At 47.8% G+C, this 23,583-nt stretch carries 19 protein-coding genes; 11 read left to right on the top strand and 8 right to left on the bottom strand.

The window, feature by feature from the left end; genetic code table 11:
- Window positions 1-112: 112 nt before the first annotated feature.
- Genes uxuA through OCV81_RS00085 form a run of 3 tightly spaced genes read right to left on the bottom strand, consistent with a single transcriptional unit; the run spans window position 113 to window position 3,228 of the window.
- The gene (gene uxuA / locus OCV81_RS00095; RefSeq protein ID WP_148327655.1) at window positions 113-1,291 is read right to left on the bottom strand and encodes a mannonate dehydratase; all 1,179 of its coding nucleotides are present in this window, start codon (window positions 1,289-1,291) and stop codon (window positions 113-115) included.
- Window positions 1,292-1,321: 30 nt separating this feature from the next.
- A complete protein-coding gene (locus OCV81_RS00090) occupies window positions 1,322-2,137 on the bottom strand; it encodes an SDR family oxidoreductase (protein WP_022353349.1) in 816 nt (271 codons plus the stop codon).
- Window positions 2,138-2,142: 5 nt separating this feature from the next.
- Window positions 2,143-3,228: a LacI family DNA-binding transcriptional regulator gene (locus OCV81_RS00085; protein WP_022353350.1), complete on the bottom strand. Its 1,086-nt coding sequence runs from the start codon at window positions 3,226-3,228 to the stop codon at window positions 2,143-2,145.
- 220 nt (window positions 3,229-3,448) lie between these two features.
- Here OCV81_RS00085 and OCV81_RS00080 point away from each other — a divergent pair, with 220 nt between their 5' ends.
- On the top strand, window positions 3,449-5,245 hold the full coding sequence (locus OCV81_RS00080) for a MutS family DNA mismatch repair protein (protein WP_148327654.1): 1,797 nt from the start codon (window positions 3,449-3,451) through the stop codon (window positions 5,243-5,245).
- A gap of 73 nt (window positions 5,246-5,318) precedes the next feature.
- Here the strand turns inward: OCV81_RS00080 and rd are convergent, their stop codons facing one another.
- A complete protein-coding gene (rd, locus tag OCV81_RS00075; RefSeq protein WP_022353352.1) occupies window positions 5,319-5,483 on the bottom strand; it encodes a rubredoxin in 165 nt (54 codons plus the stop codon).
- 71 nt (window positions 5,484-5,554) lie between these two features.
- Window positions 5,555-6,262, bottom strand: a complete 708-nt coding sequence (locus tag OCV81_RS00070; protein WP_148327653.1) for an SIR2 family NAD-dependent protein deacylase — start codon at window positions 6,260-6,262, stop codon at window positions 5,555-5,557.
- A gap of 147 nt (window positions 6,263-6,409) precedes the next feature.
- Between OCV81_RS00070 and OCV81_RS00065 the strand changes: the two genes are divergently transcribed.
- The 3 genes from OCV81_RS00065 (at window position 6,410) to OCV81_RS00055 (ending at window position 9,758) form a co-directional block, all read left to right on the top strand.
- Window positions 6,410-6,994, top strand: coding sequence for an FKBP-type peptidyl-prolyl cis-trans isomerase (locus OCV81_RS00065; RefSeq protein WP_022353354.1), 585 nt, complete (start codon window positions 6,410-6,412; stop codon window positions 6,992-6,994).
- A gap of 12 nt (window positions 6,995-7,006) precedes the next feature.
- A complete protein-coding gene (locus OCV81_RS00060; RefSeq protein ID WP_148327652.1) occupies window positions 7,007-7,861 on the top strand; it encodes an FKBP-type peptidyl-prolyl cis-trans isomerase in 855 nt (284 codons plus the stop codon).
- 118 nt (window positions 7,862-7,979) lie between these two features.
- The gene (locus tag OCV81_RS00055) at window positions 7,980-9,758 is read left to right on the top strand and encodes an alpha-1,3-galactosidase-related protein (RefSeq protein ID WP_148327651.1); all 1,779 of its coding nucleotides are present in this window, start codon (window positions 7,980-7,982) and stop codon (window positions 9,756-9,758) included.
- 81 nt (window positions 9,759-9,839) lie between these two features.
- On the opposite strand, the gene OCV81_RS00050 is transcribed toward OCV81_RS00055, so the two are convergent.
- Window positions 9,840-11,534 carry a Na/Pi cotransporter family protein gene (locus OCV81_RS00050; protein ID WP_148327650.1) on the bottom strand — a complete coding sequence of 565 codons (1,695 nt, stop codon included), beginning with the start codon at window positions 11,532-11,534 and terminating at the stop codon, window positions 9,840-9,842.
- Between the two features lie 81 nt (window positions 11,535-11,615).
- Here OCV81_RS00050 and OCV81_RS00045 point away from each other — a divergent pair, with 81 nt between their 5' ends.
- From OCV81_RS00045 to OCV81_RS00020, 6 genes are all read left to right on the top strand, one after another.
- On the top strand, window positions 11,616-13,289 hold the full coding sequence (locus OCV81_RS00045) for a nucleoside kinase (protein WP_262639858.1): 1,674 nt from the start codon (window positions 11,616-11,618) through the stop codon (window positions 13,287-13,289).
- 74 nt (window positions 13,290-13,363) lie between these two features.
- Window positions 13,364-14,845 carry an RNA polymerase factor sigma-54 gene (rpoN, locus tag OCV81_RS00040; RefSeq protein ID WP_148327648.1) on the top strand — a complete coding sequence of 494 codons (1,482 nt, stop codon included), beginning with the start codon at window positions 13,364-13,366 and terminating at the stop codon, window positions 14,843-14,845.
- A gap of 9 nt (window positions 14,846-14,854) precedes the next feature.
- Window positions 14,855-15,535: a hypothetical protein gene (locus OCV81_RS00035; RefSeq protein WP_148327647.1), complete on the top strand. Its 681-nt coding sequence runs from the start codon at window positions 14,855-14,857 to the stop codon at window positions 15,533-15,535.
- A 34-nt stretch (window positions 15,536-15,569) separates the two neighbouring features.
- Window positions 15,570-15,950: a glycine cleavage system protein GcvH gene (gene gcvH / locus OCV81_RS00030; protein WP_022354983.1), complete on the top strand. Its 381-nt coding sequence runs from the start codon at window positions 15,570-15,572 to the stop codon at window positions 15,948-15,950.
- An 18-nt stretch (window positions 15,951-15,968) separates the two neighbouring features.
- A complete protein-coding gene (gene purE, locus OCV81_RS00025) occupies window positions 15,969-16,478 on the top strand; it encodes a 5-(carboxyamino)imidazole ribonucleotide mutase (protein ID WP_022354982.1) in 510 nt (169 codons plus the stop codon).
- Between the two features lie 4 nt (window positions 16,479-16,482).
- Window positions 16,483-18,324, top strand: a complete 1,842-nt coding sequence (locus OCV81_RS00020) for a 4-hydroxy-3-methylbut-2-en-1-yl diphosphate synthase (RefSeq protein WP_148327646.1) — start codon at window positions 16,483-16,485, stop codon at window positions 18,322-18,324.
- A gap of 122 nt (window positions 18,325-18,446) precedes the next feature.
- Here OCV81_RS00020 and OCV81_RS00015 read toward each other — a convergent pair whose 3' ends face one another.
- On the bottom strand, window positions 18,447-21,266 hold the full coding sequence (locus OCV81_RS00015; RefSeq protein WP_148327645.1) for a M16 family metallopeptidase: 2,820 nt from the start codon (window positions 21,264-21,266) through the stop codon (window positions 18,447-18,449).
- A 127-nt stretch (window positions 21,267-21,393) separates the two neighbouring features.
- On the opposite strand from OCV81_RS00015, the gene OCV81_RS17745 reads away from it, so the two are divergent.
- Window positions 21,394-22,734, top strand: a complete 1,341-nt coding sequence (locus tag OCV81_RS17745) for a sensor histidine kinase (protein WP_317259220.1) — start codon at window positions 21,394-21,396, stop codon at window positions 22,732-22,734.
- A gap of 508 nt (window positions 22,735-23,242) precedes the next feature.
- Here the strand turns inward: OCV81_RS17745 and OCV81_RS00005 are convergent.
- A complete protein-coding gene (locus OCV81_RS00005) occupies window positions 23,243-23,461 on the bottom strand; it encodes a helix-turn-helix domain-containing protein (protein WP_262639805.1) in 219 nt (72 codons plus the stop codon).
- Between the last annotated feature and the right edge of the window lie 122 nt (window positions 23,462-23,583).

Raw genomic sequence — 23,583 nt, 5'->3', positions numbered from 1 at the left:
TTAAGAGAAGTAATTTGGGGATATATACCTCAAAACAAAATGGTCCATGAATGGATTTCCTCCTTCATGAACCATTTTTTCGTATAAACACATCAGTTAATCAACTGACCGTTCACTTCTGTTCTTCCATCGACTTGGCAATACCCATTTCCAGACCTCTCAACTCAGCCAGTCCTCTCAGACGACCCAGGCAAGAGTAGCCCGGATTGGTTTTCTTCTTCAGGTCGTCGATCATCTGATGGCCGTGGTCCGGACGCATCGGGATTGAGACCTTGCGACGCTGTTGCATGAGCAGGAAGTTCTTCATCACGTGATACATGTCCACATCACCCTCCAGGTGGTTGGCTTCGAAGAAGTTGCCTTCGGCATCACGCTGTGTGCTGCGCAAGTGTACGAAATTGATGCGGTCGCCCCAGCGCTCCATCATGCCTGCCAGGTCGTTCTTGGCACTGACGCCCAGCGAACCCGTGCAAAGGCACAAGCCGTTGGATTCGTTTGGTACAGCTTCCACCAACTTGCGGAAATCCTCTTCCGTACTCATAATACGCGGCAAGCCCAGAATCGTCTGTGGCGGGTCGTCCGGATGGATGACCAGTTTCACCCCTACCTCATCGGCCACCGGACAGATTTGTTTCAAGAAGAAAATCAGGTTGGAGCGCAGCTTTTCGGCGTCGATGTCCTTGTAGCGGTCCAGTTCATGCTGGAACTGTTCCAGTGTGAAGCTCTCTTCCGACCCCGGCAGTCCGGCAATCATGTTGCGGGTCAAGCGGTGGATTTCTTCTTCATCCATCTGCTCATAACGCGCCTTGGCCTTGGCCTTTTCTTCTTCCGTATAATCCTTCTCTGCTCCCGGACGTTTCAGGATAAAGAGGTCGAAAGCCACGAAGGCCGCCCGTTCAAAGCGCAAAGCCTTGGAACCGTCGGGCATGGTATAAGCCAAATCCGTGCGAGTCCAGTCGAGTACCGGCATGAAGTTGTAGGTCACAATGTAAATGCCACACTTCGCCAGATTGCGCAGACTTTCCTTGTAGTTCTCGATATATTTCATGAAATCGCCGGTCTGCGTCTTGATATGTTCGTGTACCGGCACACTTTCTACCACACTCCACTTCAAGCCGACTTCCTCAATCATCTGCTTGCGTTTCATGATTTCCTCTACCGTCCACACTTCACCGTTCGGAATGTGATGCAATGCATTGACGATACCCGTGGCACCGGCCTGCTTGATGTCCCACAAAGACACCGGGTCGTTCGGACCATACCAGCGCCAGGTTTGTTCACATAAATACATAACGTTTCTTTTTTTAAGGTTCGTACTCGATTAAATAGAGAAAGCATCAAAACCACCATCGATGACGGCTACCGTACCCGTCACAAAGCTGGATGCATCGCTGATGAGGTAGTGGATGGTACCATACAGGTCTTCCGGTTCACCGAAACGTCCGAACGGAGTGTGAGCCAGAATTGTTCTGGAACGATCGGTCAGTGAACCGTCCGGATTGGTCAACAACGTACGGTTCTGTTCGGTCAGGAAGAAGCCCGGAGCAATGGCGTTCACGCGCAAGCCGTCGCCGAACTTGATGGCCAATTCACCGGCCATGTATTTCGTGAAGTTGGCAATGGCAGCCTTGGCAGCCCCGTAACCTACCACACGAGTCAACGGACGGAGGGCAGATTCAGAACAGAAGTTTACGATAGCTCCTTTTTTCTGTTTTACCATAACATCGGCAAAAACCATGGTCGGCAATACCGTACCGAAGAGGTTCAGGTCGACTACCTTCTTGAACGCATCAATCTGCAAGTCGAAGAAAGTCTTGTCCGGAGCGATGGTGGCACCTGCCATGTTTCCACCGGCTGCATTCAACAACACATCAATGCGGCCATATTTTTCCAGGATGTCTTTCTTGTTCTGTTCCAGCACTTCCTTCTGCATTACATCGGTATACCAGAAAGTAGCTTCGTGACCCTGTGCCACAATTTCTGCAACCAACGCTTTTCCCGCTTCTTCACTACGGTCAAGAATGACCATCTTTGCACCTTGTGCAGCCAAATACTTGGAAATACCTTTTCCCAACACACCGGCTCCCCCGGTCATGACGACTACCTTGCCGTCTACATTAAATAATTCGTTTGCCATAATAATTAGATTAGCAATAAATTCGATACTTTATTATAAAATTGATAATTCTCTTTCAACAAAATGTCTATTGGCAGCAGATTTACCACTGGCGGCCTTTCATCAAACAACAGAAAACGGCTCAAAGCCTTCACACCATTATATCCCTGCAATTCGGGACGCTGAGCTATCAGAGCCTGTACATATCCTTCATTCAGTAACCGTACATTGGGCTCTATCAAGTCATAACCCACCAGCCGAATATCTTTTCTATGATGCTTTTCCAAGTATTCACCCAGAATGTAGCAGGAAGAATTAAATGCCACAGCCCCACGAATACCCGGATAATTCCGGAAAACCTCGTCGAGCACCTGTTCGTTGTGCGCCTCATCACCTATCCATAACTCTATTTCCACCAGCTGCATGTCACAGTTCTGCTGTTCCAGATACCGACGGAAACCGGAATGACGTTTCTCTCCTTGTGTAGACAAACATCCTTTTTCATGTTGAATACGCGCCACCAGAATGTCACCTTTGAAAGCCATGGAAGCCAACAACATCCGAGCTCCGATTTCACCTCCAGCTACGGAATCTGTACCATAATAAGCCAACCGACCTTGTTCCTCAATATCCGAATCAACATATACATACGGAAGTGCGCGTTCATCCAATGCACTGGAAAGACGAATGACAGATTCTTTAAAGAGTGTGCCAACAATCACCCCGTCTATGGTATCTGGCATATCCAGCAGATGGGATGCCGTTTGTTCGAAACTGGTTCTGCTATACTGATCAAAAGTCAGTATTGTAACCTTCACTCCAAAACTTTCCAGTTCCTCTTCCGCGCGACGAATGCCGTATTCCATGGCACTCCAGTAATTTCCTGTACAAAATTCCGGTATTAAAGCTATCAAATGGCAAGGTTTCTTTACAGCCAGTGAACGAGCAATCAGATTAGGCTTGTAATTCACCTGTTTCATGATTTCCTTGACCCTACGGACATTCTCTTCCGATACACGCCCTCGGTTATGGATGACCCGATCGACTGTACCTACCGACACATTCGCCAGACGCGCGATGTCAGTCAGTCGTATGTTTTTGTTCTTCTGCATAGACTTAAAAAGGTTCTCCCCCAAATAGTGTGTGCGAGCACGCATTTACATAAAAAGAAAACGCGTTACCGCGCACACTTCTATAAAAAACATCTTGATTTGTTTGCAAAGAAGGGATTTATTCATGAAAAGCACAAACAGATTCAACCTTTTAACAGATTTTTTAGACCAAAATTTACACTTTTTCGTTCCTTTGTGCCATTTACGCAAATACAGATGTATGAAACCAGAAAACTACTACACAGAAAAACTTCTTTTGGCAGAAAACCTGTTAAACACGGTCAAACGGCAAATCTCGCGCATCAGTGTCCTACGCGTACTACTGTTTCTGACCGGACTTGTCGGAATCTACTATTTTTTCCATCAACACGTGCTACTGACAGTCAGTATCTGTCTTACCTTCCTTCCGTTTTTCATCCTCGTGAAACTGCACGGTCGACTGTTTCACCGCAAGAAATGGCTGGAAACACAAATATGTGTCCAAGAAGAAGAGTTACAGGCTCTTTCCGGCGACTACAGCAGCTTCGATGACGGAAAGGCCTACATCAATCCGTCACATCCTTATACCTTTGACCTCGACGTGTTCGGACACCACTCTCTGTTTCAGGCCATGAACCGCACCTGCACCATTTTCGGAAAAGATTGTCTGGCTCACTGGCTGCAACACCATCTTTGTGAGCCTGCTGCCATCCGGGCACGCCAGCAAATGGTACAGGACCTGAGCCAACGCCCCTTGTTCCGGGAACAGTTTCGGGTAACGGGCCTTGTACATCAGGGCACGGCGTCCGATGGAGAAAAACTACGTGCGTGGAGTCAAAGCCCATCACAATACCTGCACGCCGGATGGGTAAAAGCCTTTACGCGGGGAGTTCCTCTTATCAACGGACTACTCCTAATAACTTCGCTGGCCGGATGGACCTCCTTCACCTGGCTGGGACTCTCGTTCGGGCTTTTTCTGATTCTCAGTTTCGGCATTGTCAAACGGGCCACCTACGTACAGGAAACCTACGGCAAACAATTGAAAAGCCTGAACGGATATGCACAACTCATCGCACTGGCCAAGAAGGAACAGTGGGAAGCCCCCGCCCTGCAACAACTGATGAACCGGTTGGACATGGACGGCAAATCACCCGTTGACGCCTTGCAACAGCTCTCCAAGGAACTCGACCGGCTTGACTTACGCAACAACCAGTTTTTATATGTATTGCTGGAGGGAAGCCTTTTCTTCCAGCTACAGGAAATTGTCCGCATTGAACGCTGGAAAGCCCGCTACGGACAGCACATCACCGGCTGGCTGGAAGCCATCGGAGAGCTGGATGCCCTCTGCTCACTGGGCACCTTTGCCTATAATCATCCCGCTTATACCTATCCCGAACTGGCCGAGAAATCGTTCTGTTTCCTGGCTACCCGGATGGGACATCCGCTCATGCCCCCTGCCCAATGTGTGAAAAACGACGCCACTCTCCCGTCGCGCCCCTTCTTCCTCATCATCACCGGTGCCAACATGGCTGGAAAGAGCACCTACTTACGTACTATCGGAGTAAACTACCTGCTGGCCTGTATCGGCGCTCCTGTGTGTTGCGACAAGCTGGTACTCTACCCTCATCAACTGATTACCAGCCTCCGCACGTCCGACTCGCTGTCCGACAACGAGTCGTATTTCTTTGCCGAACTGAAACGGCTGAAACGCATCATCGACCTGCTAAACGAAGGGCAACGGCTCTTTATCATCCTGGATGAGATTCTAAAAGGTACCAACTCGCTGGACAAGCAGAAAGGTTCCTTCGAACTGATTCGCCAGTTCATGCGCCTGAAAGCCAACGGTATCATCGCCACTCACGACCTCCTGCTGGGCAACCTCATTGAGCAGTTCCCCGATGAAATCCGGAACTACTGCTTCGAAGCCGACATCAAGGACAACGAGCTCACCTTCTCCTACCAACTGCGGGAAGGAGTGGCACAAAACATGAATGCCTGCTTCCTGATGCGGAAGATGGGCATTACCCTGCCGGAATGAGGCAAAAAGAAAACGGCCTTCCAAAAGTATATGGCATACTTTTTAGAAGGCCGTCCTTATCAAGAAAAGTTTATTAATCTTCTACTACCTGGAAATCTTCTTTTCCTACTCCACAAACCGGGCAAACCCAGTCTTCTGGAAGATCTTCAAAAGCAGTACCCGGAGCAATACCTCCGTCTGGATCACCCACTTCCGGATCGTAAACCCAATCACATACTGTGCAAATGTACTTTTTCATAATCTGTCAATTCTTAATTAGTTAGTATTTGTTCTTAGTTTAAAATGATAACAAATATAGAAAGAATTTGTTTACTCCGCTTCTTTCAATAACATTTTTTTTAATTCTTCCATTCCTTCGGAAGCTCCCTTGCGGATGACATGTACCGGACGTCCGGAAACGATGCGCACTTCTTTGGGATCAATCAAATAAACCGGCACTCCATCGCGCACGTAATTCAGCAGACCTGCCGCTGGATATACATTCAGGGAAGTCCCGATAATGACAAAGATATCAGCCTTTTCCACATACTCAACAGCCGTTTCAATCATAGGTACTGCCTCACCGAACCAAACGATGAAAGGCCGTAACTGAGAACCGTCGGCTGCCTTATCGCCCATCTTCACTTCGTATTCTTCCGGACGAAGTTCCTTGATATAACGCGGATTGTTGGGCTGGTAACTGGAAGTCACCTTAGTCAGCTCGCCGTGCAGGTGAATCACCTCATGACTACCGGCCCGCTCGTGCAAATTGTCCACATTCTGCGTAATGATGGTCACATGAAAATTTTTCTCCAGTTCAGCCAGTAATTCATGACCTCGGTTCGGCTTCACTTCCAGCAACTGCTTACGGCGTTCATTATAGAAATTGATAACCAGTTCCGGATTAGCCGCATACCCTTCTGGAGTGGCTACCTGTTCCACTGGATACTGGTCCCACAATCCTCCTGCATCGCGGAACGTACTGATGCCGCTTTCCGCACTCATGCCGGCCCCTGTCAATACAACCAGATTCTTCATATTCTTCTCCTCCTTTTTTAGATACATGATTTAGAAACGTGTTCACTCGCCAAAAATAAGAAAATTTATCAATCAAAATTCCTCATATTCACAGAAAAAAGATACCTTTGCTCCCCGTTAATTCACATTTTAATACAAGATTTATTTATGGATAAATTTAGTTACGCCATTGGTCTGGGGATTGGCCAAAACCTGTTCAGCATGGGCGCTCGCTCCATCGATGTAAATGACTTCGCACAGGCTATCAAAGACGTATTGGAAGGAAATCAGACTGCTATCTCTCATACAGAAGCACGTGAAATCGTGAACAAATTCTTCATGGAACTGGAAGAGAAGACCAACGCAGAAAACATAGCAAAAGGAAAAGCATTCCTGGAAGAAAACAAGAAAAACCCGAATGTAGTCACCCTGCCTAGCGGATTGCAGTATGAAGTAATCAAGGAAGGCAACGGCAAGAAGCCGAAAGCTACCGACCGCGTACGCTGTCACTACGAAGGTACGCTGATTGACGGAACGCTGTTCGACAGCTCCATCAAACGTGGTGAACCGGCCGTATTCGGTGTAAACCAGGTCATCAAAGGTTGGGTAGAAGCATTGCAGCTAATGTCGGAAGGTGCCAAGTGGAAACTCTATATCCCGTCGGAACTGGCTTACGGTGCACAAGGAGCCGGCGAAATGATTCCGCCTCACAGCACCCTGATTTTTGAAGTAGAATTAATTGAAGTATTATAAATAACGAAGCAAATGAAAAAAGGTACATTTTTTATGATGCTTGCCGCTGCAGCCAGCCTGGCATCATGTACAGCACAGGGCCCGAAAGCAAACCTGAAGAGCGACGTAGATTCTTTGTCTTATATGATGGGTGTAACCAACACTCAGGGTTTAATGGAATATGTACAAGGTCGTCTGGGTGTTGACTCAGCATACGTAGCCGACTTCATCAAAGGTCTGGAACAAGGCTGCAAGGAAACTGATGCCAAACAGAAAGCTTACCTGGCAGGTATGCAGATTGGCCAGCAAATCAGCGGTGACATGTTTGACTACAATAACCGTCAGATTTTCGGACAGGACTCTACCCAGTCACTGAGCAAGGAAAATTTCCTGGCTGGATTTATTGCTACCGTAAAGAAACAAGGCTTGGTTCCTGTAGATTCTGCTGCTACATACGTACGTCTGAAAGCTGAATTGATCAAATCAAAAGCTTTGGAAGCTAAATATGCAGACTACAAAAAACAGAACGAAGAATTCCTGGCTAAGAACAAAACAAAAGAAGGTATTCAGACTACAGCCAGCGGTTTGCAGTATAAAATTATCACCAAAGGTACAGGTGCCATTCCAGCCGATACTTCACGCGTAAAAGTGAATTACAAAGGAACCATGATTGACGGTACTGAGTTCGATAGTTCTAAAGAACCTATCACATTGGCTGTTAACCGTGTCATTCCAGGATGGACAGAAGCACTGAAAATGATGCCGGTAGGTTCTAAATGGGAATTGTACATTCCGCAGGAACTGGGATACGGTGCACAGGAAGCTGGCAAGATCAAACCGTTCTCTACCCTGATTTTCGAAGTTGAACTGGTAGACATCGAGAAATAATCTCAAAAAGATATACTGAATCTGAATCCCTCGCTTTGTCTTACAATGAGATGAAGCGGGGGATTTCTTATAAAAGACTTCCTATAAAAACAAATCTTACCTTAAAATCATTACGACTATGAGAATAAAACTAGGATGCCTGCTGCTGGCCACGGCCCTCTGCCTGCCCCTATCTGCCCAGCAAGTGTATAACATGGCCCGGTTCGGCATTACTCCCGGGAAGAAAAGCAACATGGCGGCCCGCATGGAAAGAGCGTTGGCAAAAATCAAAAAAGAGGCCAAGAAAGGCGAGACACTGATATTACGCTTCCAAAGTGGAACGTATCACTTCTATCCAGAAGAAGCGGCAGAACGCACATATTATATTTCCAACCACGACCAAACCAACCCCAAGAAGGTGGGCCTGGCACTGGAAGACCTGCAATCCGTCACACTGGAAGGAAACGGAGCAAAATTTATCTTCCACGGACAGATGATTCCGCTTTCCTTGCTACGCAGCACAAACTGTACGTTGAAAGACTTCAGCATCGATTTTGAAAACCCGCACATTGCCCAGGTACAGATTGTGAAAAATGAAGGCGACAAAGGCATCACCTTCCGCCCCGCTTCGTGGGTGAAATACCGCCTAACCAAAGACTCCATCTTTGAGACTTACGGTGACGGATGGACCTTGCGCCCGATGTCGGGCATCGCCTTTGAAGCGAAAAACCACCACATTGTATATAATACCAGCGACATAGGCTGCCCCACCAAAGGTTGCGTCAAGGCGGGCGAGGGACTGGTGTATGCGCCCCGATGGAAGGACAAGCGACTTCCCGAAGGTACGGTGGTAGCCATGCGTTCCTGGGACCGCCCTACTCCGGGCATCTTCTTGTCGCATAACACGCACACCACCCTGAAAAATATCCAGGTGCACTACGCACAGGGCATGGGGCTGCTGGCACAGCTTTGCGACAGTATCTACATGGACGGTTTCAGTGTCTGTCTGAAAGGGGACAATGACCCGCGCTATTTTACGACACAGGCCGACGCTACTCATTTCTCGCAATGCAAAGGCGAAATCGTATCGGTGAACGGAGTATATGAAGGGATGATGGACGATGCCATCAACGTGCATGGCACTTACCTGAAAGTGACAAAACGAGTGGACGACCACACGCTTCTGGCACGCTATATGCACGAACAAGCCTGGGGATTCGACTGGGGATTTGCCGGCGACGAAGTACAGTTCATCCGTTCACAAACCATGGAACTGCTGGACGGAACCAACCGCATCGAAAGTATCACGGCGCAGGACCAGCCGACCGCTCATGGCGCCAAGGAGTTCCGTATCCGTTTCCAGCAACCATTGCCCGAGGAACTGAACGACCAGGAAGCCTTTGGCATTGAGAACCTGACCTGGACACCCGAAGTGTATTTTGCCCACAACACCATCCGGAACAACCGTGCCAGAGGTTCTCTGTTCAGCACGCCCCGAAAGACTGTGGTGGAACACAATCTATTTGACCATAGCTCTGGAACCGCGATCCTGCTGTGCGGCGATTGCAACGGCTGGTATGAGACAGGAGCCTGCCGCGAAGTAATTATCCGTCACAACCGGTTTGTGAACGCCCTGACCAACATGTTCCAGTTTACCAATGCCGTGATTTCCATTTATCCGGAAATCCCCGATTTGGCACATCAGGTGAAGTATTTCCACGGAGGAAAACCGGGAGCCATCCAGATTACGGACAACGAATTTGAGACCTTCGACCTGCCCATTCTCTATGCCAAGTCGGTAGACGGACTGGTCTTCAAACGCAACCGTATCCACACCAATACCGACTACAAGCCTTTCCACTGGAACCAGAACCGCTTCCTGTTGGAGAAAGTAAACCGGGTGGAAATTGCCGAATAACCCCCTAAAAAGCCTCATCCCCGCCACCGACGTATACCGTCTGTAGCGGGGATGAGATTCTTATATATCCGGGCTTCTTTCTCAAGCCTTCTTTTCCTTCACGTCCCGATGGGCCTCTACCACATTCACCACATAGTCGCCCAGTTTCTCACATTCGGCAATAATATCCATATAGTGTACCCCCATCTGGTAATCGTATTTCTTTTCGTTGACATCAATCACATTCTGGTTCTTCAACTGGTTCCGATAGTTATTGATTTCCGTCTCAATGTTGAACGACTTGTTCACATCCACCTGCTGATGGGTATCTCTCACCAAATCCAGCATCTGTATCAAGGCATTGTCCGTCAGCTGGAACATCTGCGCGATGTGCTCATATTGTGCTTTCGTGAAATCTTCGTTCCCCCGGCGCTTCCGGTTAATCGTGCGGGCCAAGTTGTAACAGCTGTCACCGATGCTTTCTATCTCTGTCACCTCACGGAGCATTCCCCGGATTTGCAGTTTACTTTCCGAACTCAAACGGCCTTCGGACACTTGTGTCAGGTAGTTGGCTATCTCCAGTTCCATGTTGTCACTGATGTTTTCGTATTTCTCCACCCGGCTGAACAGCTTGTTGAAATCATTCTCATTCTCGGTATGAAGCAAATCGCGCACCATGCGGAACATGCGCTGGATACGTTCGGCAAACAAGTTGATTTCTTTCCGGGCCTGCAAGATGGACAATTCTGCCGTAGAAAGCATACCGCCGGTGATGAACTGCAAGCGATATTCTTCCTCCTGTTCCTTCTGCGGGATAATCTTGCACACCGTCTTTTCAATGAAGTGTACGAACCATATCAGAATCAAGACGTTGCACACATTGAAACAAGTATGGAAAGCCGAGAGTTTGAAGGAAACAGCCACTCCGTCCGCCTCACTCACATTCATGAAATCGGAAATAATCCAGTCTACCATCGCCAGGAAAGGCTTGAACAAAATCAATACCCAGATAACCCCAAACACGTTGAACATCAAGTGCGCCATAGCCGCCCGCCGCGCCTGCGTATTGGCCGTCAGGGCCGCCAGGTTGGCCGTAATCGTGGTTCCGATGTTTTCACCCAGCACCAAGGCCGCTCCCAGCTCAAAACTAATCCAGCCGTTGGCACACATAATCAACGTAATCGCCATCGTAGCCGCCGAAGCCTGCACAATCATGGTCAATATCGTACCGATGAAGACAAACAACAGCACGGAAAGGAATCCCATATCCGTATAGTTCTGCACAAAGGCCAGCATGTCCGGATTCTGACTCAAGTCGGGTGCATTGGTCTTCAGCAAGTTCAAGCCCATGAACAAGAAAGCGAAACCGAAGATAAATTCCCCGATAGATTTGCGGGTACTTTTCTGCGAAAAAAGTAAAGGAATACCGATGGCCAGAAGCGGCAGGGAGAAAGCGGAAATGTCTACCTTAAAGCCGAGAGCCGAAATAATCCACGCTGTCACGGTGGTTCCGATATTGGCTCCCATAATCACCCCGATAGACTGAGAGAGTGTCAACAAACCGGCGTTTACGAAACTGACCACCATCACGGTAGTGGCAGACGACGACTGAATCAAGGCAGTGATCAGCATTCCGGTCAGAACTCCAGTGACACGGTTCGTAGTCATTGCGGTTAAAATACTACGAAGTCGGTCGCCCGCAAACTTCTGAAGTCCCTCACTCATGATTTTCATTCCATAAAGGAAGAGCGCCAACGAGCCGAGAAGCGCTAAAAAATCATAAAAAGAATATTCCATTTGTAATTAGTTAAATAGGAAAGAGGCTTTTAATTGTTTAATGAGTAAATTAACTGCCTATTCACAAGGTTAGTAACACATATTACATTTATGCTACAAATATATTGCAAAAATAATAATTTAACAAAAGATTTCCCTGAGGGATGCTCACTTTTGGATATTTATAACGGTTTTAATCTGTCCATGCCTTACGGTCCGGTCAGTGCCAAAGTCAACAACAAAGTAGAAAGTCTCGACTTCCGGGTGTACTACAACAAAGACGTGGAATTTCTGGACATCACCAATCCGTCGGGCATGCGGACCTACGTCCGTTCGCTGTTTTTCATCCTGGTCAAAGCAGTGGAAGAACTTTATCCTCAGGGAAGTATTTCCTTGGAGCACCCCATTTCGAAAGGCTATTTCTGCAAGCTCCACATCGACCGCACCATCGGACTGGACGACGTGCAGCGCATCAAGCAGAAGATGCAGGAAATCATTGCGGCCGACATTCCCTACGTACGTACGGAAAGTCACACCGACGAAGTGGTCCGCCTGTTTGAAGAACGGGGCATGGGAGACAAAGCCCGTCTGCTCGACACCTACGGGCAGCTCTACTCTTACTACTACCGTCTGGGGGATACCGTGGATTGTTACTACAGCAGTCTGGTCCCCAGCACCGGATACATCCGGCTGTTCGACATCGTGAAATACTATGACGGACTGCTGCTGCGAATTCCCAATCGTGCCAACCCGACCAAGCTGGAAGAGGTGGTGAAACAGGAAAAGATGCTGGAAGTCTTTCAGGAATATCACCGCTGGAACCAGATTTTAGGCATCAGTACGGTAGGTGATTTAAACGTGGCTTGCAACGAGGGGCATGCCACCGACCTGATTAACGTGTCGGAAGCTTTGCAGGAAAAGAAAATCGCACAGATAGCCGATGAAATCACCCACCGCAACCAAGACGGCAAACGGGTGAAACTGGTATTGATTTCCGGACCATCCTCTTCCGGGAAGACTACCTTCAGTAAGCGGTTGAGCATTCAGCTCATGACCAACAGCCTCAAGCCCTACCCCATCTCACTGGACGACTATTTTGTGAACCGTGAAGATACTCCGCTGGACGAGAACGGGAAGCACGACTTTGAATCCCTCCATGCCGTAGACCTGCCTTTCTTTGAGAAACAGCTCACCGCCTTGCTCCACGAAGAGGAGGTGGAATTGCCCCGTTACAACTTCACGACCGGCAAACGGGAGATGAGCGGCAAGAAGCTCCGGATAGACGAACATACCATTCTGGTGATTGAAGGTATTCATGCCTTGAACCCGGCCCTGACCTCGCACATTCCGGCAGAGAATAAATACAAAATCTACGTATCGGCCCTGACCACCATCCTGCTCGACAACCACAACTACATTCCGACCACCGACAACCGGTTGCTGCGGCGCATCATCCGCGACTACAAGTACCGTAACTACTCGGCAGAAGAGACCATCGCCCGCTGGCCAAGTGTAAGAGCCGGAGAAGAGAAATGGATATTCCCCTATCAGGAAAATGCCGACGCCATGTTCAACTCGGCCCTGCTTTTCGAACTGGCCGTACTGAAAGACTATGTGGAACCTGTCTTACGGAAGGTGCCTAACCGCTGTCCGGAATACTCCGAAGCCTACCGCCTGCTACGGTTCCTGAACTATTTCGTATCGGTACAGGATAAGGAACTTCCGCCCACTTCCCTGTTGAGAGAGTTCCTGGGAGGCAGCAGCTTCCAGTATTAAAAAATTTTCCTTTTGCTGTGTTGTTCATTTAAATTATTATTTTTGCACGCAGTTCATTAGATTTAAATAGAAAAATGGTACAAAGTTCACGTCAAGTACAAACACAAGCGCAACAGCAGGTACAGACCCTGTCTCCGCAACAGATACTGGCTGTCAAGTTGTTGGAACTCCCTACGCTGGAGTTGGAAGAACGGATTCACGCAGAGTTGCTGGACAATCCGGCACTGGAAGAAGGGAAAGAAACGCCCGACACTTCCGATGACCTCAACGAGGATTACAACACCACCGACGAGGACGGAGAACCGAATACCGACACGGGAGAGGATATCTCGCTGGGCGATTACCGCACGGAAGACGATATCCCTGACTATAAACTGCAGGAAAACAACCGCTCGAAAGAAGACCAGGCAGAAGACATTCCGTTTTCGGACAACGTGTCTTTCTACGAAACGTTGAAAGAGCAGCTCGACATGCAGCACCTCACGCCGGAAGAGAAACAGCTGGGAGAATACCTCATCGGCTCGCTCGATGACGATGGTCTGCTCCGCAAATCGACCGACACCTTGCTCGATGAACTGGCCATCTACCAGGGCATCTACACCACTGCCGAGCAACTGGAGCACGTGCTTTCCATCATCCAAGACTTCGACCCCGCCGGCATCGGCGCCAGAAGCCTGCAGGAATGCCTGCTCATCCAGATTCGCCGGAAAGAAGACTCCCCCCTGAAACAGATTGAGCTGGACATCATCGGAAAATGCTGTGACGACTTCACACGCAAGAACAAAGAGAAAATCATTCAGAAACTGAATATTACTGAAGAACAATATAATGCGGCTACGGCTGAACTAACCAAGCTGAACCCGCGTCCGGGCAGCTCCATGGGAGAAGCCATCGGGAAAAACCTGCAACAGATTATCCCCGACTTCCTGGTGGAGACGGAAGACGACGGCACCATCCACCTGAGCCTCAACAACCGGAACGTGCCGGAACTGCGGCTGAGCCGGGAATTTACGGAACTGCTCGACGAACATACCCGCAACAAGCAGAACCAGAGCAAGGAATCGAAAGATGCTCTGATGTTCCTCAAGCAGAAAGTAGACGCCGCACAGGGATTCATCAACGCGGTGAAGCAACGCCAGCAAACCTTACTCAGCACCATGCAAGCCATCATCGACCTGCAACGTCCATTCTTTGAGGAAGGCGACGAATCCTTGCTCCGCCCGATGATTCTGAAAGACGTGGCCGAACGTACCAAGCTGGACATCTCCACAATTTCACGTGTGAGCAACAGCAAGTACGTGCAGACCAACTACGGCATCTATCCGCTGAAATTCTTCTTCAGCGACGGCTATACCACCGAGAACGGGGAAGAGCTTTCCGTCCGCGAAATCAAGCGCATCCTGAAAGAATGTGTGGACAGCGAAAACAAGGAAAAGCCCTACACCGACGACGAACTGGCCGACATGCTGAAAGAAAAAGGCTACCCCATTGCCCGGCGTACCGTAGCCAAGTACCGTCAGCAACTGAACATTCCCGTAGCACGATTAAGAAGATAACTGATTTATATGGAAGAAACCAGCATCCCTGATGAACTGACTTACCATGACCCGGTTCCCCGTAGCCCAGAAAAGCCGAAGGATGCCCTGTTCACCACAGCCCGCATCATTTCGATGGTCTTTACTCCGTTCATGGTACCCTTTGTGGCATTCTGTCTGCTCTTTTTCTTTACTTACCTGAGCATCATGCCACTCCAATACAAGCTCACCATACTGGGGCTCGTGTATTGCTTTACCATCCTGATGCCTATGCTCGGCATTTACCTGTTCCAGAAAATCAACGGATGGACCCTCCGCGAACTGGGGCACCGGGAAAAACGCTTCATCCCCTATGGCATGACCATCCTGAGCTACATGGCCTGCCTGCTCACCATGTACCACATCCACCTGCCCCGCTACATGAGCGGCATCATCGTGGCCACCCTGATTTGCATGGTCATCTGCACCGTCATCAACACCCGGGTCAAAATCAGCACCCACATGGCCAGCGGAGGACTGATGGTAGGCGGCCTGCTGTCCTACAGCTTCATCTTCCAGTTCAATGCGGTGGAATGGCTCTGCGTGTTCATCCTGCTGTCCGGCATGCTCGGTTCGGCACGGATTATCGTCAAACAACATACTTTAAAAGAAGTGGGCGGCGGGTTTTTGGTCGGTTTATTTTGTGGTATCATCGGAATTTTGTTTATTTGAAGACTGATTATCTTAAACTTTAAATTTATTCAATATGGAATTCCCAACTAACATCAAGTACACCAACGAACACGAATGGATTCGATTGGAAGGCGACACTGCCTACGTAGGTATCACAGACTATGCACAGCAGCAGCTGGGCGACATCGTATTCATCGACGTGACCACCGAAGGTGAGACTTTGGACAAAGGTGAAGTGTTCGGTACGGTCGAAGTGGTAAAGACTGTTTCCGATTTGTTCCTCCCCATCGGAGGCGAGATTCTGGAAGTCAACCCACAGCTGGAAGAACACCCGGAACTGGTGAATCAGGACCCCTACGGCGAAGGCTGGATTATCAAACTGAAACCGACGGATGCCGGCGAAATGGACGAACTGCTGGATGCCGCAGCCTACAAAGAGATTATTAACGAATAACTAAAATAAAAACAACGAATGAAACCAATTGTAAGTATCATTATGGGCAGTACTTCCGACCTTCCCGTCATGGAAAAGGCCGCCAAACTGCTCGATGAAATGCAAGTCCCGTTTGAAATGAACGCCCTGTCGGCTCACCGCACTCCGGCTGAAGTGGAGAAATTTGCGAAAGAAGCTGCCGGACGCGGCCTCAAAGTCATCATTGCAGCTGCCGGAATGGCTGCCGCACTGCCGGGAGTCATTGCAGCCAACACCACCCTTCCGGTCATCGGAGTTCCCGTAAAAGGTTCTGTACTCGACGGCGTAGACGCACTCTACTCCATCATCCAGATGCCTCCCGGAATCCCCGTGGCTACAGTCGCCATCAACGGTGCCATGAATGCGGCTATCCTGGCCGTACAGATGCTGGCCCTGAGCGATGCGGAACTGGCCCAGAAGTTTGCAGCTTACAAGGAAGGTTTGAAAAACAAAATCGTAAAAGCCAACGAAGAGCTGAAAGAAGTCAAATACGCTTATAAGACCAACTAACTGAATGAATTACTTCAACTATTCTCGCCGACAGGCGAACGAGGTATATGTGGGCGCCACTCCTATGGGTGGCGCTTATCCTATCCGTATACAGAGTATGACGAACACCGTCACCATGGATACCGAAGCATGCGTGGAGCAGGCCAAGCGTATCATCGAGGCGGGAGGTGAATACGTGCGACTCACCACACAAGGCGTGCGTGAGGCGGAAAACCTGAAGAACATCAACGCCGCCCTGCGTGCCCAGGGATACCAGACCCCGCTGATTGCCGACGTGCATTTCAACCCGAAAGTGGCTGAGGTAGCGGCCCTGTATGCCGAAAAGGTACGCATCAATCCGGGTAACTATGTAGATGCTGCCCGCACCTTCAAGCAACTGGAATATACGGACGAAGAGTATGCAAAAGAAATCCAGAAGATACGCGACCGCTTCATTCCCTTCCTGAACATCTGCAAGGAGAACCACACGGCCATCCGTATCGGTGTGAACCACGGTTCGTTGTCCGACCGCATCATGTCGCGCTACGGAGACACCCCGGAAGGCATGGTAGAATCGTGCATGGAGTTCCTGCGCATCTGCGTGGAACAGAATTTCACGAACGTGGTCATCTCCATCAAGGCCTCGAACACGGTCATCATGGTACGTACCGTCCGCCTGCTGGTGGAACAGATGGAAAAAGAGGGCATGGCCTTCCCGCTCCACCTGGGAGTAACAGAAGCCGGTGACGGAGAAGACGGACGCATCAAATCGGCCCTGGGCATCGGCGCCCTGCTGTGCGACGGACTGGGCGACACCATCCGCGTATCCCTGAGTGAAGCCCCCGAAGCCGAAATTCCGGTGGCCCGCAAGCTGGTGGATTACGTATTGAAACGCGAAGGACACCCTTACATTCCGGCCACCGAAGCTCCGGAGTTCAACTACACGCATCCCAGCCGCAGACAAACCGTAGCCGTAGGTAACATCGGAGGCGACCAGCTTCCCGTGGTCATCTCCGCCCGTCTGAACAACGACCTGGAAGTGAGCGAACAGTTCAAACCCGACTACCTATACTGCGGACAGCGCTTGCCGGAAAACCGGAGAGCCGACATCGGCTACATCGTGGATGCCTGTGCCTGGGACGGCAGCGAACATACCTATCCGGCTTTCAACTACCAGCAGCTCATCGAACTGCATCACCATCCGGCCAAGATGAAATTCCTCTTCACTTCCTACCTCGGATTGAACGAAGAAGTGATGGCGTGTCTGCGCCTGCATCCGGAAGTAGTTATCGTGGCCCAAAGCAACCATTACAACCGTCTCGGTGAGTTCCGTGCATTGGCCCATCAGCTGATGAACCAAGGACTGAAAAACCCGCTGGTATTCTTCCAGCTTTATCAGGAAAGTGAAACGGAAGACCTGCAAATCAAGTCGGCCGCCGACATGGGCGCCCTGATTATCGACGGGCTGTGCGACGGTATCCTGCTCTACAACCACGGCAACCAAATCAGCAACCTGAAAGTGGACGAAACCGCCTTCGGTATCCTGCAGGCAGGACGTATCCGTACTTCCAAGACCGAATACATCTCTTGTCCGGGCTGCGGACGTACCCTGTACGACCTGGAATCGACCATCGCCCGTATCAAGGCAGCCACTTCCCATTTCAAGGGACTGAAAATCGGTATCATGGGCTGTATCGTCAACGGCCCGGGTGAAATGGCCGATGCCGACTATGGCTATGTAGGTGCCGGAAGAGGCAAAATCAGCCTGTACAAAAAGAAGGAATGCATTGAAAAGAACATTCCGGAAGAACAGGCCGTGGAAAAACTGATTGAACTGATTAAGGCAAACGGAGATTATAGAGACTGATTCTCCCCGGTCTACAAATAACAACCGTCTGCATGCATCGTGAAGATTTCCTTCAAGGCATGCAGACGGTTTTGTTTTAGGCAGAATAAAAATAGAATATGTGCTTCCTTTGAAAAAATATCCTACTTACTCTCAGGCACCATTACCAGAACCCTATAGTTATTCTGCTTCATTACTTCATTCACATAGCCGGAGATTTCTTTCGGGGCGATGGACTGGATGACCTGTTCCGCCTTCACACAGACTTCAGAAGGCAGAAGCTCGTTGCCGGCCATCATGGAGCACCAGTAGCTGTTGGTTTGTTCGTCTCCAGTAATTTGCTTCACCATAAACTCCTTCACCTTGTCAAGTTCTTCCACGGGCGTTTCCTTTGCCAAATTCTCAAACTCGCTGCGAATGATTTCAAGCGCACGGTCTTTCTTTTCAGGCTTCACCTGGAATATGGTCTGATAGACAACAGACACTTCAGACAACCGATCCTGAGAGCCCTGCGTATATATACTGTAAACAGCTCCCTCTTTCTCACGGACTTCACTCAAAAGACGGGCAGAGATAATCTGTGCCGACATGGAAGCCATTAGCCTGTTCTTGAACGAGTAAGGCATCTTTCCGCTAATGATAACCGCCGCACTACCCTGAGGCACTTCCATCTTCAGGGAAAATTCCTTTTCCTCGTTGCCCGACTTGATTTCAACCGCAGGGTTATGCTTCAATTCCTGTTTCTTTCCCTTCACCGACGGCAAGGTGGCAATGTACTGCTCAACCAGTGCCTTTAATTCCGCTTCATCAAAGTTTCCACTGAATACGAAGGTAAACTCGGCTGCGTTGGCAAGCTGCTCACGGATGATGGAAAGGATATCCTCACGGTTTGCCTTCTCAATGTCACTCACACCAAACACCTGCTTGGTGGGCGAAGAATAAAGGAATTCCTGCACCTTCTTCTGGAATACGAAGTTCGGATTCTGTGCCTGATTCTGAATAACTCCTTTATAAAGATTCTGCATGGCGATAAATTCATCCGGTGTTACTGTCAGTCCGGTGAAAGTCATGTAAATCATCTCCATGTAAGTCTTCAGGTCCTTAGGAGTCGTATTTCCCGACAGTCTGCGTACATAATCATCCAGACTTACTTTGAGCGAAACCTGCTTGCCGGCCATCAGCTTGGTCAGCTCCGAATTGGTGAAACTGCCCAGACCGTGCTGTTCCAATACAGCAGGCATAAACATCAAGTCCGCAGCCTTGTCGTTCCCATAAACCGAAGTACCGCCTTTTGCCACGGCCATCATACTGATTTCATCCGCCTTGAAGTCGGTCTTCTTCAATATCACCTTGGCACCGTTTGAAAGAATCCATTCCTTGGCCCCGAAATCAGAAAGCATGTTTTCCTTCACCACCTTCCCGGCTGCCGGCAACTCGCTTACCAGAGGTTCATCCTTCACATTGTCCACGTAAGGAGCAATGTTTTCGGCTTCCACCTGAGAAAGCAATGCGAGGATATCTTCATCCTTAGGACAGGCCTCACCTTCGCGTGCAGGCATCATACCGAGAACCACCAGATTCTTGTCCGAAACAATCTGCGAAAACACCTGATTGACAGCTTCCACAGGAATCTGGTTCACAATCATGCTCATCATCTGATATTCCGTCTCAATACCCGGTATCGGCTTCTTGTCGATGAAATTACGCACATACGATTCTGCCAGCGTCTTGTTTTCCTGCTGGTTGCGGTTATTGTATGCCTTTTCAAGCTGAGACAGATATTCCGTGCGGCAACGCGCATATTCAGTGGCGGTAAATCCTCCCCTTTTGGCACGGAGAGCCTCACGATAGACCGCTTTCAGTCCTTCGTCGAAACTGTTACCTTTTGGAAGCATAGCAAATTGGAAAGCCTGTTTCGTCTTTGCCATAATAAACTCACCGTAAAATGCAGAAGCCGCCGCAAACGGAGCATCAGCTTTCTGTCCCAGTTCGTTCAGTCTTATCTGAAGCATCATCTGGGCCATATCGAGCAGATAAGCGGTTGTAACATCCGCCATTGTGCCCTTCAATGAATCGGGCAAGGCATCATACTTGAACATAATCTGAGCCACATATTTATCCTGCTCCTTATCCGAGCCGAAAGCTACAATCGGCTTTTCATTGTCGGCCACAGGATAGTAAACCCTCTCTGCCGGATTGACAGGCTTCTCAATCTTTGAGAACAGTTCCTTGATCTTGCCTTCTATGCGGTCCACATCAATGTCACCCACTACGACTATTCCCTGAAGGTCCGGGCGGTACCACTTTTCATAATAGTCGCGCAAAGCCTGATGCGGAAAATGGTCCACCACTTCCATGGTTCCTATAGGAAGACGGTGTCCGTATCTGCTGTCCGGATAAAGCTCCGGAAGCAGTTTCTCCAAGATTCTCATATTTGGAGGCAGCTGGCTTCTCCATTCCTCATGGATAACAGCCCTTTCCTCGTCAATGTCCTTGCCATTCAGCAACAGGCCGTCAGCCCAGTCGGACAGAATCATCAGACAGGAGTCCTGCACCCCGATACGTTCTGTAGGTACGCTGGAGATACGATATACAGTTTCATCAATACTCGTATAGGCATTCAGGTTATAACCGAACTTCACACCTACTGACTCAAGCCATTTGATCATAGAGCTGCCCGGAAAGTTTTTTGTTCCGTTGAAACACATGTGTTCAAGGAAATGCGCCAATCCGCGCTGGTCGTCCTCTTCCAGGATACTACCCACCTTCTGGGCTATATAGAAGTCCACCTGATTCTTCGGATATTCATTATGACGGATATAGTATGTAAGTCCGTTATCCAGTTTACCTATTCTCACTTCCTTATCAACCGGTACCGGAGGCATCTGCTGTGCCCTGACAGCAACCGGCAAGCAGGCAAATCCTGCAATGGCTACAAAAGCCAGTCTCATTATTCTTCTCATAATTGATATTTTAATGTTATTTCGTTGTTTCTTATGCGGCAAAGGTAGGCGCAAAGCACAAGAGTTTATGTTATCGCTACGTTATCTTTAGGTTAAGAAGCTTTCTACAAAAGCTTTAGTGACATATATGCTTAATCTTATTAACTTTGCAATAAAAATGTCTAAGCAAAAATACATTCACTTAATCACAATTATAGGGTTAATTTCCATCTTCTCACTGCAAAGCTTATGGCTTTGCAATACATATCTTTTTATAAAAGAAGAAATTAAAAAAGAATGTACAGATTTATTTGACCAAGCATTGTATAAAGAGGCTAATATAATATCGAAGAGTGTCCCAGATGGAACTGTCATAGGCGGAGGAGCACCAAACGATTCTATCTCAATAACTACTTATATATATGACGGAATCAGTAAATTAGGCTATAAATATTCTTTATCTGAAATAGATTCCCTTACCAATTTGCAACTAAGTAAAAAAAATATTAAGTCTGAATTTATTGTCTGCATTGTTGATTCTAATAAAGTTATACAAACGAGTAAAAGAATAACAATCCCTCAAATAGGAATCATCAAGACTGAAGTTATTCCCATAAAATTAGATAAATCCATTGGCATGCAGTTAGTTTTGACAAATCCATATTGGAATATATTTAATAAAATGTGGATTATATTCATAACAACAATCATAATGACTTCTCTAACAATAGTTTGCACTGTCTATCAAATTAAACTTATCTTCAAATTAAATAAGATCTCCCAAATCCGTGAAGACTTCTCATACGCTATGATACACGATATGAAAACACCCCTCAGCACAATTATGATGGTACAAGATATGCTGGAAAGCGGAAGGATTGATTCTAAGCCGGAGATAAAGAAAAAATTCATGAACATAGCAAAAAGCGAAACTGACCATCTGTTAACACTCACCAACAAGATACTGACCATCTCCAAACTGGAGAACCATAAACTGGAGATGAACAAGACAGAAGTCGAGCTTACTCCTATAATAGAGACATTGACTGATAAATTCAAAGCCAAGGCTCAGAAGCCTGTAAACTTTACCATCAGCTTACAGGCCAAAACAGCTTATGCCGACAAAGATTATCTGGATGAAGCATTAAGCAATCTGATTGACAATGCCATCAAGTACTCAAAGGAGAGTGTGGAAATACACATCACGACTGAAGAGAGCGAACGCTACACCATCCTGAAAGTACGTGACAATGGGCTGGGCATATCCGAAGCCGACCAGAGAATCATTTTCCAGAAATACGAACGTGCAGCGGCGGCAAAGCGCAGCCGCAGAAACGGAGCTTCAGGCTTCGGACTCGGTCTGAACTTTGTTGACCAGGTGATAAAGGCGCATGAGGGAAGAATATTCGTAAACAGCACAGAAGGAGAATTTACAGAATTTACCATCTATCTGCCGCTTGAAACTCCAAATAACAGACACAATCGGTAAAAAACAAGGCTGCTTATTATTATGGCAATAATATCATATATATCAAAAGTGCTATGTATATGGAAAAGTCCGAGAAACTCGTATGTAATATAGACTATTGCAGTCCCTATTGTATATTGCTTTATCGAATATCTGTTCTCAATGCCATAGACGCATAATACCGCAGCCGGTACGCAAACGATACTGCCTATCACATCTGCCAGATGATAATCATTGATATGGTTCTCATATACATACGGACGATATGTGTGCGACAGTACCAGTCCGATAGCGACAATCAGAATGCCTGAAATTATAAACTTCATTTTCATAACCATCGTGAATCTTTATAATGATGTATTATAGCATATAAGGAAATACGACATTATAAGTATTCCAATTACAGCACCCACCACTAATCCATAATAAAATATACGACCATATTTATAAGAACTTTTCTTCATAGGCTATAAATATTACATTATACTTATGCTGCAAAGGTATGCGCAAAGTGAAAGAGTTTATGTTATCAATACGTTATCTTTACTTCATATACTAAAATATCACAAGGTTGGCAGTCTAAAACCTTACATAATTTTTCAAGTGTAGAAAATCTGATAGAGGCTATACGATTATTCTTTATATTGGAAAGATTAGAGATAGTTAGCCCTGTTTTCTCCGAAAGTTCTGTTAATGTGATATTCCTAATCTTCATTATTGTATTTAATTTTATTCTTATCAAATACATATTATGACATTTATTTTCTTTTATAATTCACTACTGTCCAATAAAAGTTAGCTAATCGGTCTTTGAAATTATTGAAATACAGTCTTTTAAGCAGTCCTTTAGAATGAAACGGATTTGAATTC

This window comes from Phocaeicola fibrisolvens (assembly GCF_025567125.1).
In the GTDB taxonomy this organism is placed as follows: Bacteria; Bacteroidota; Bacteroidia; order Bacteroidales; family Bacteroidaceae; genus Phocaeicola; species Phocaeicola fibrisolvens.
Note: the sequence above shows the minus strand (reverse complement) of the source record. Positions and strands in the feature narration are given on the sequence as shown.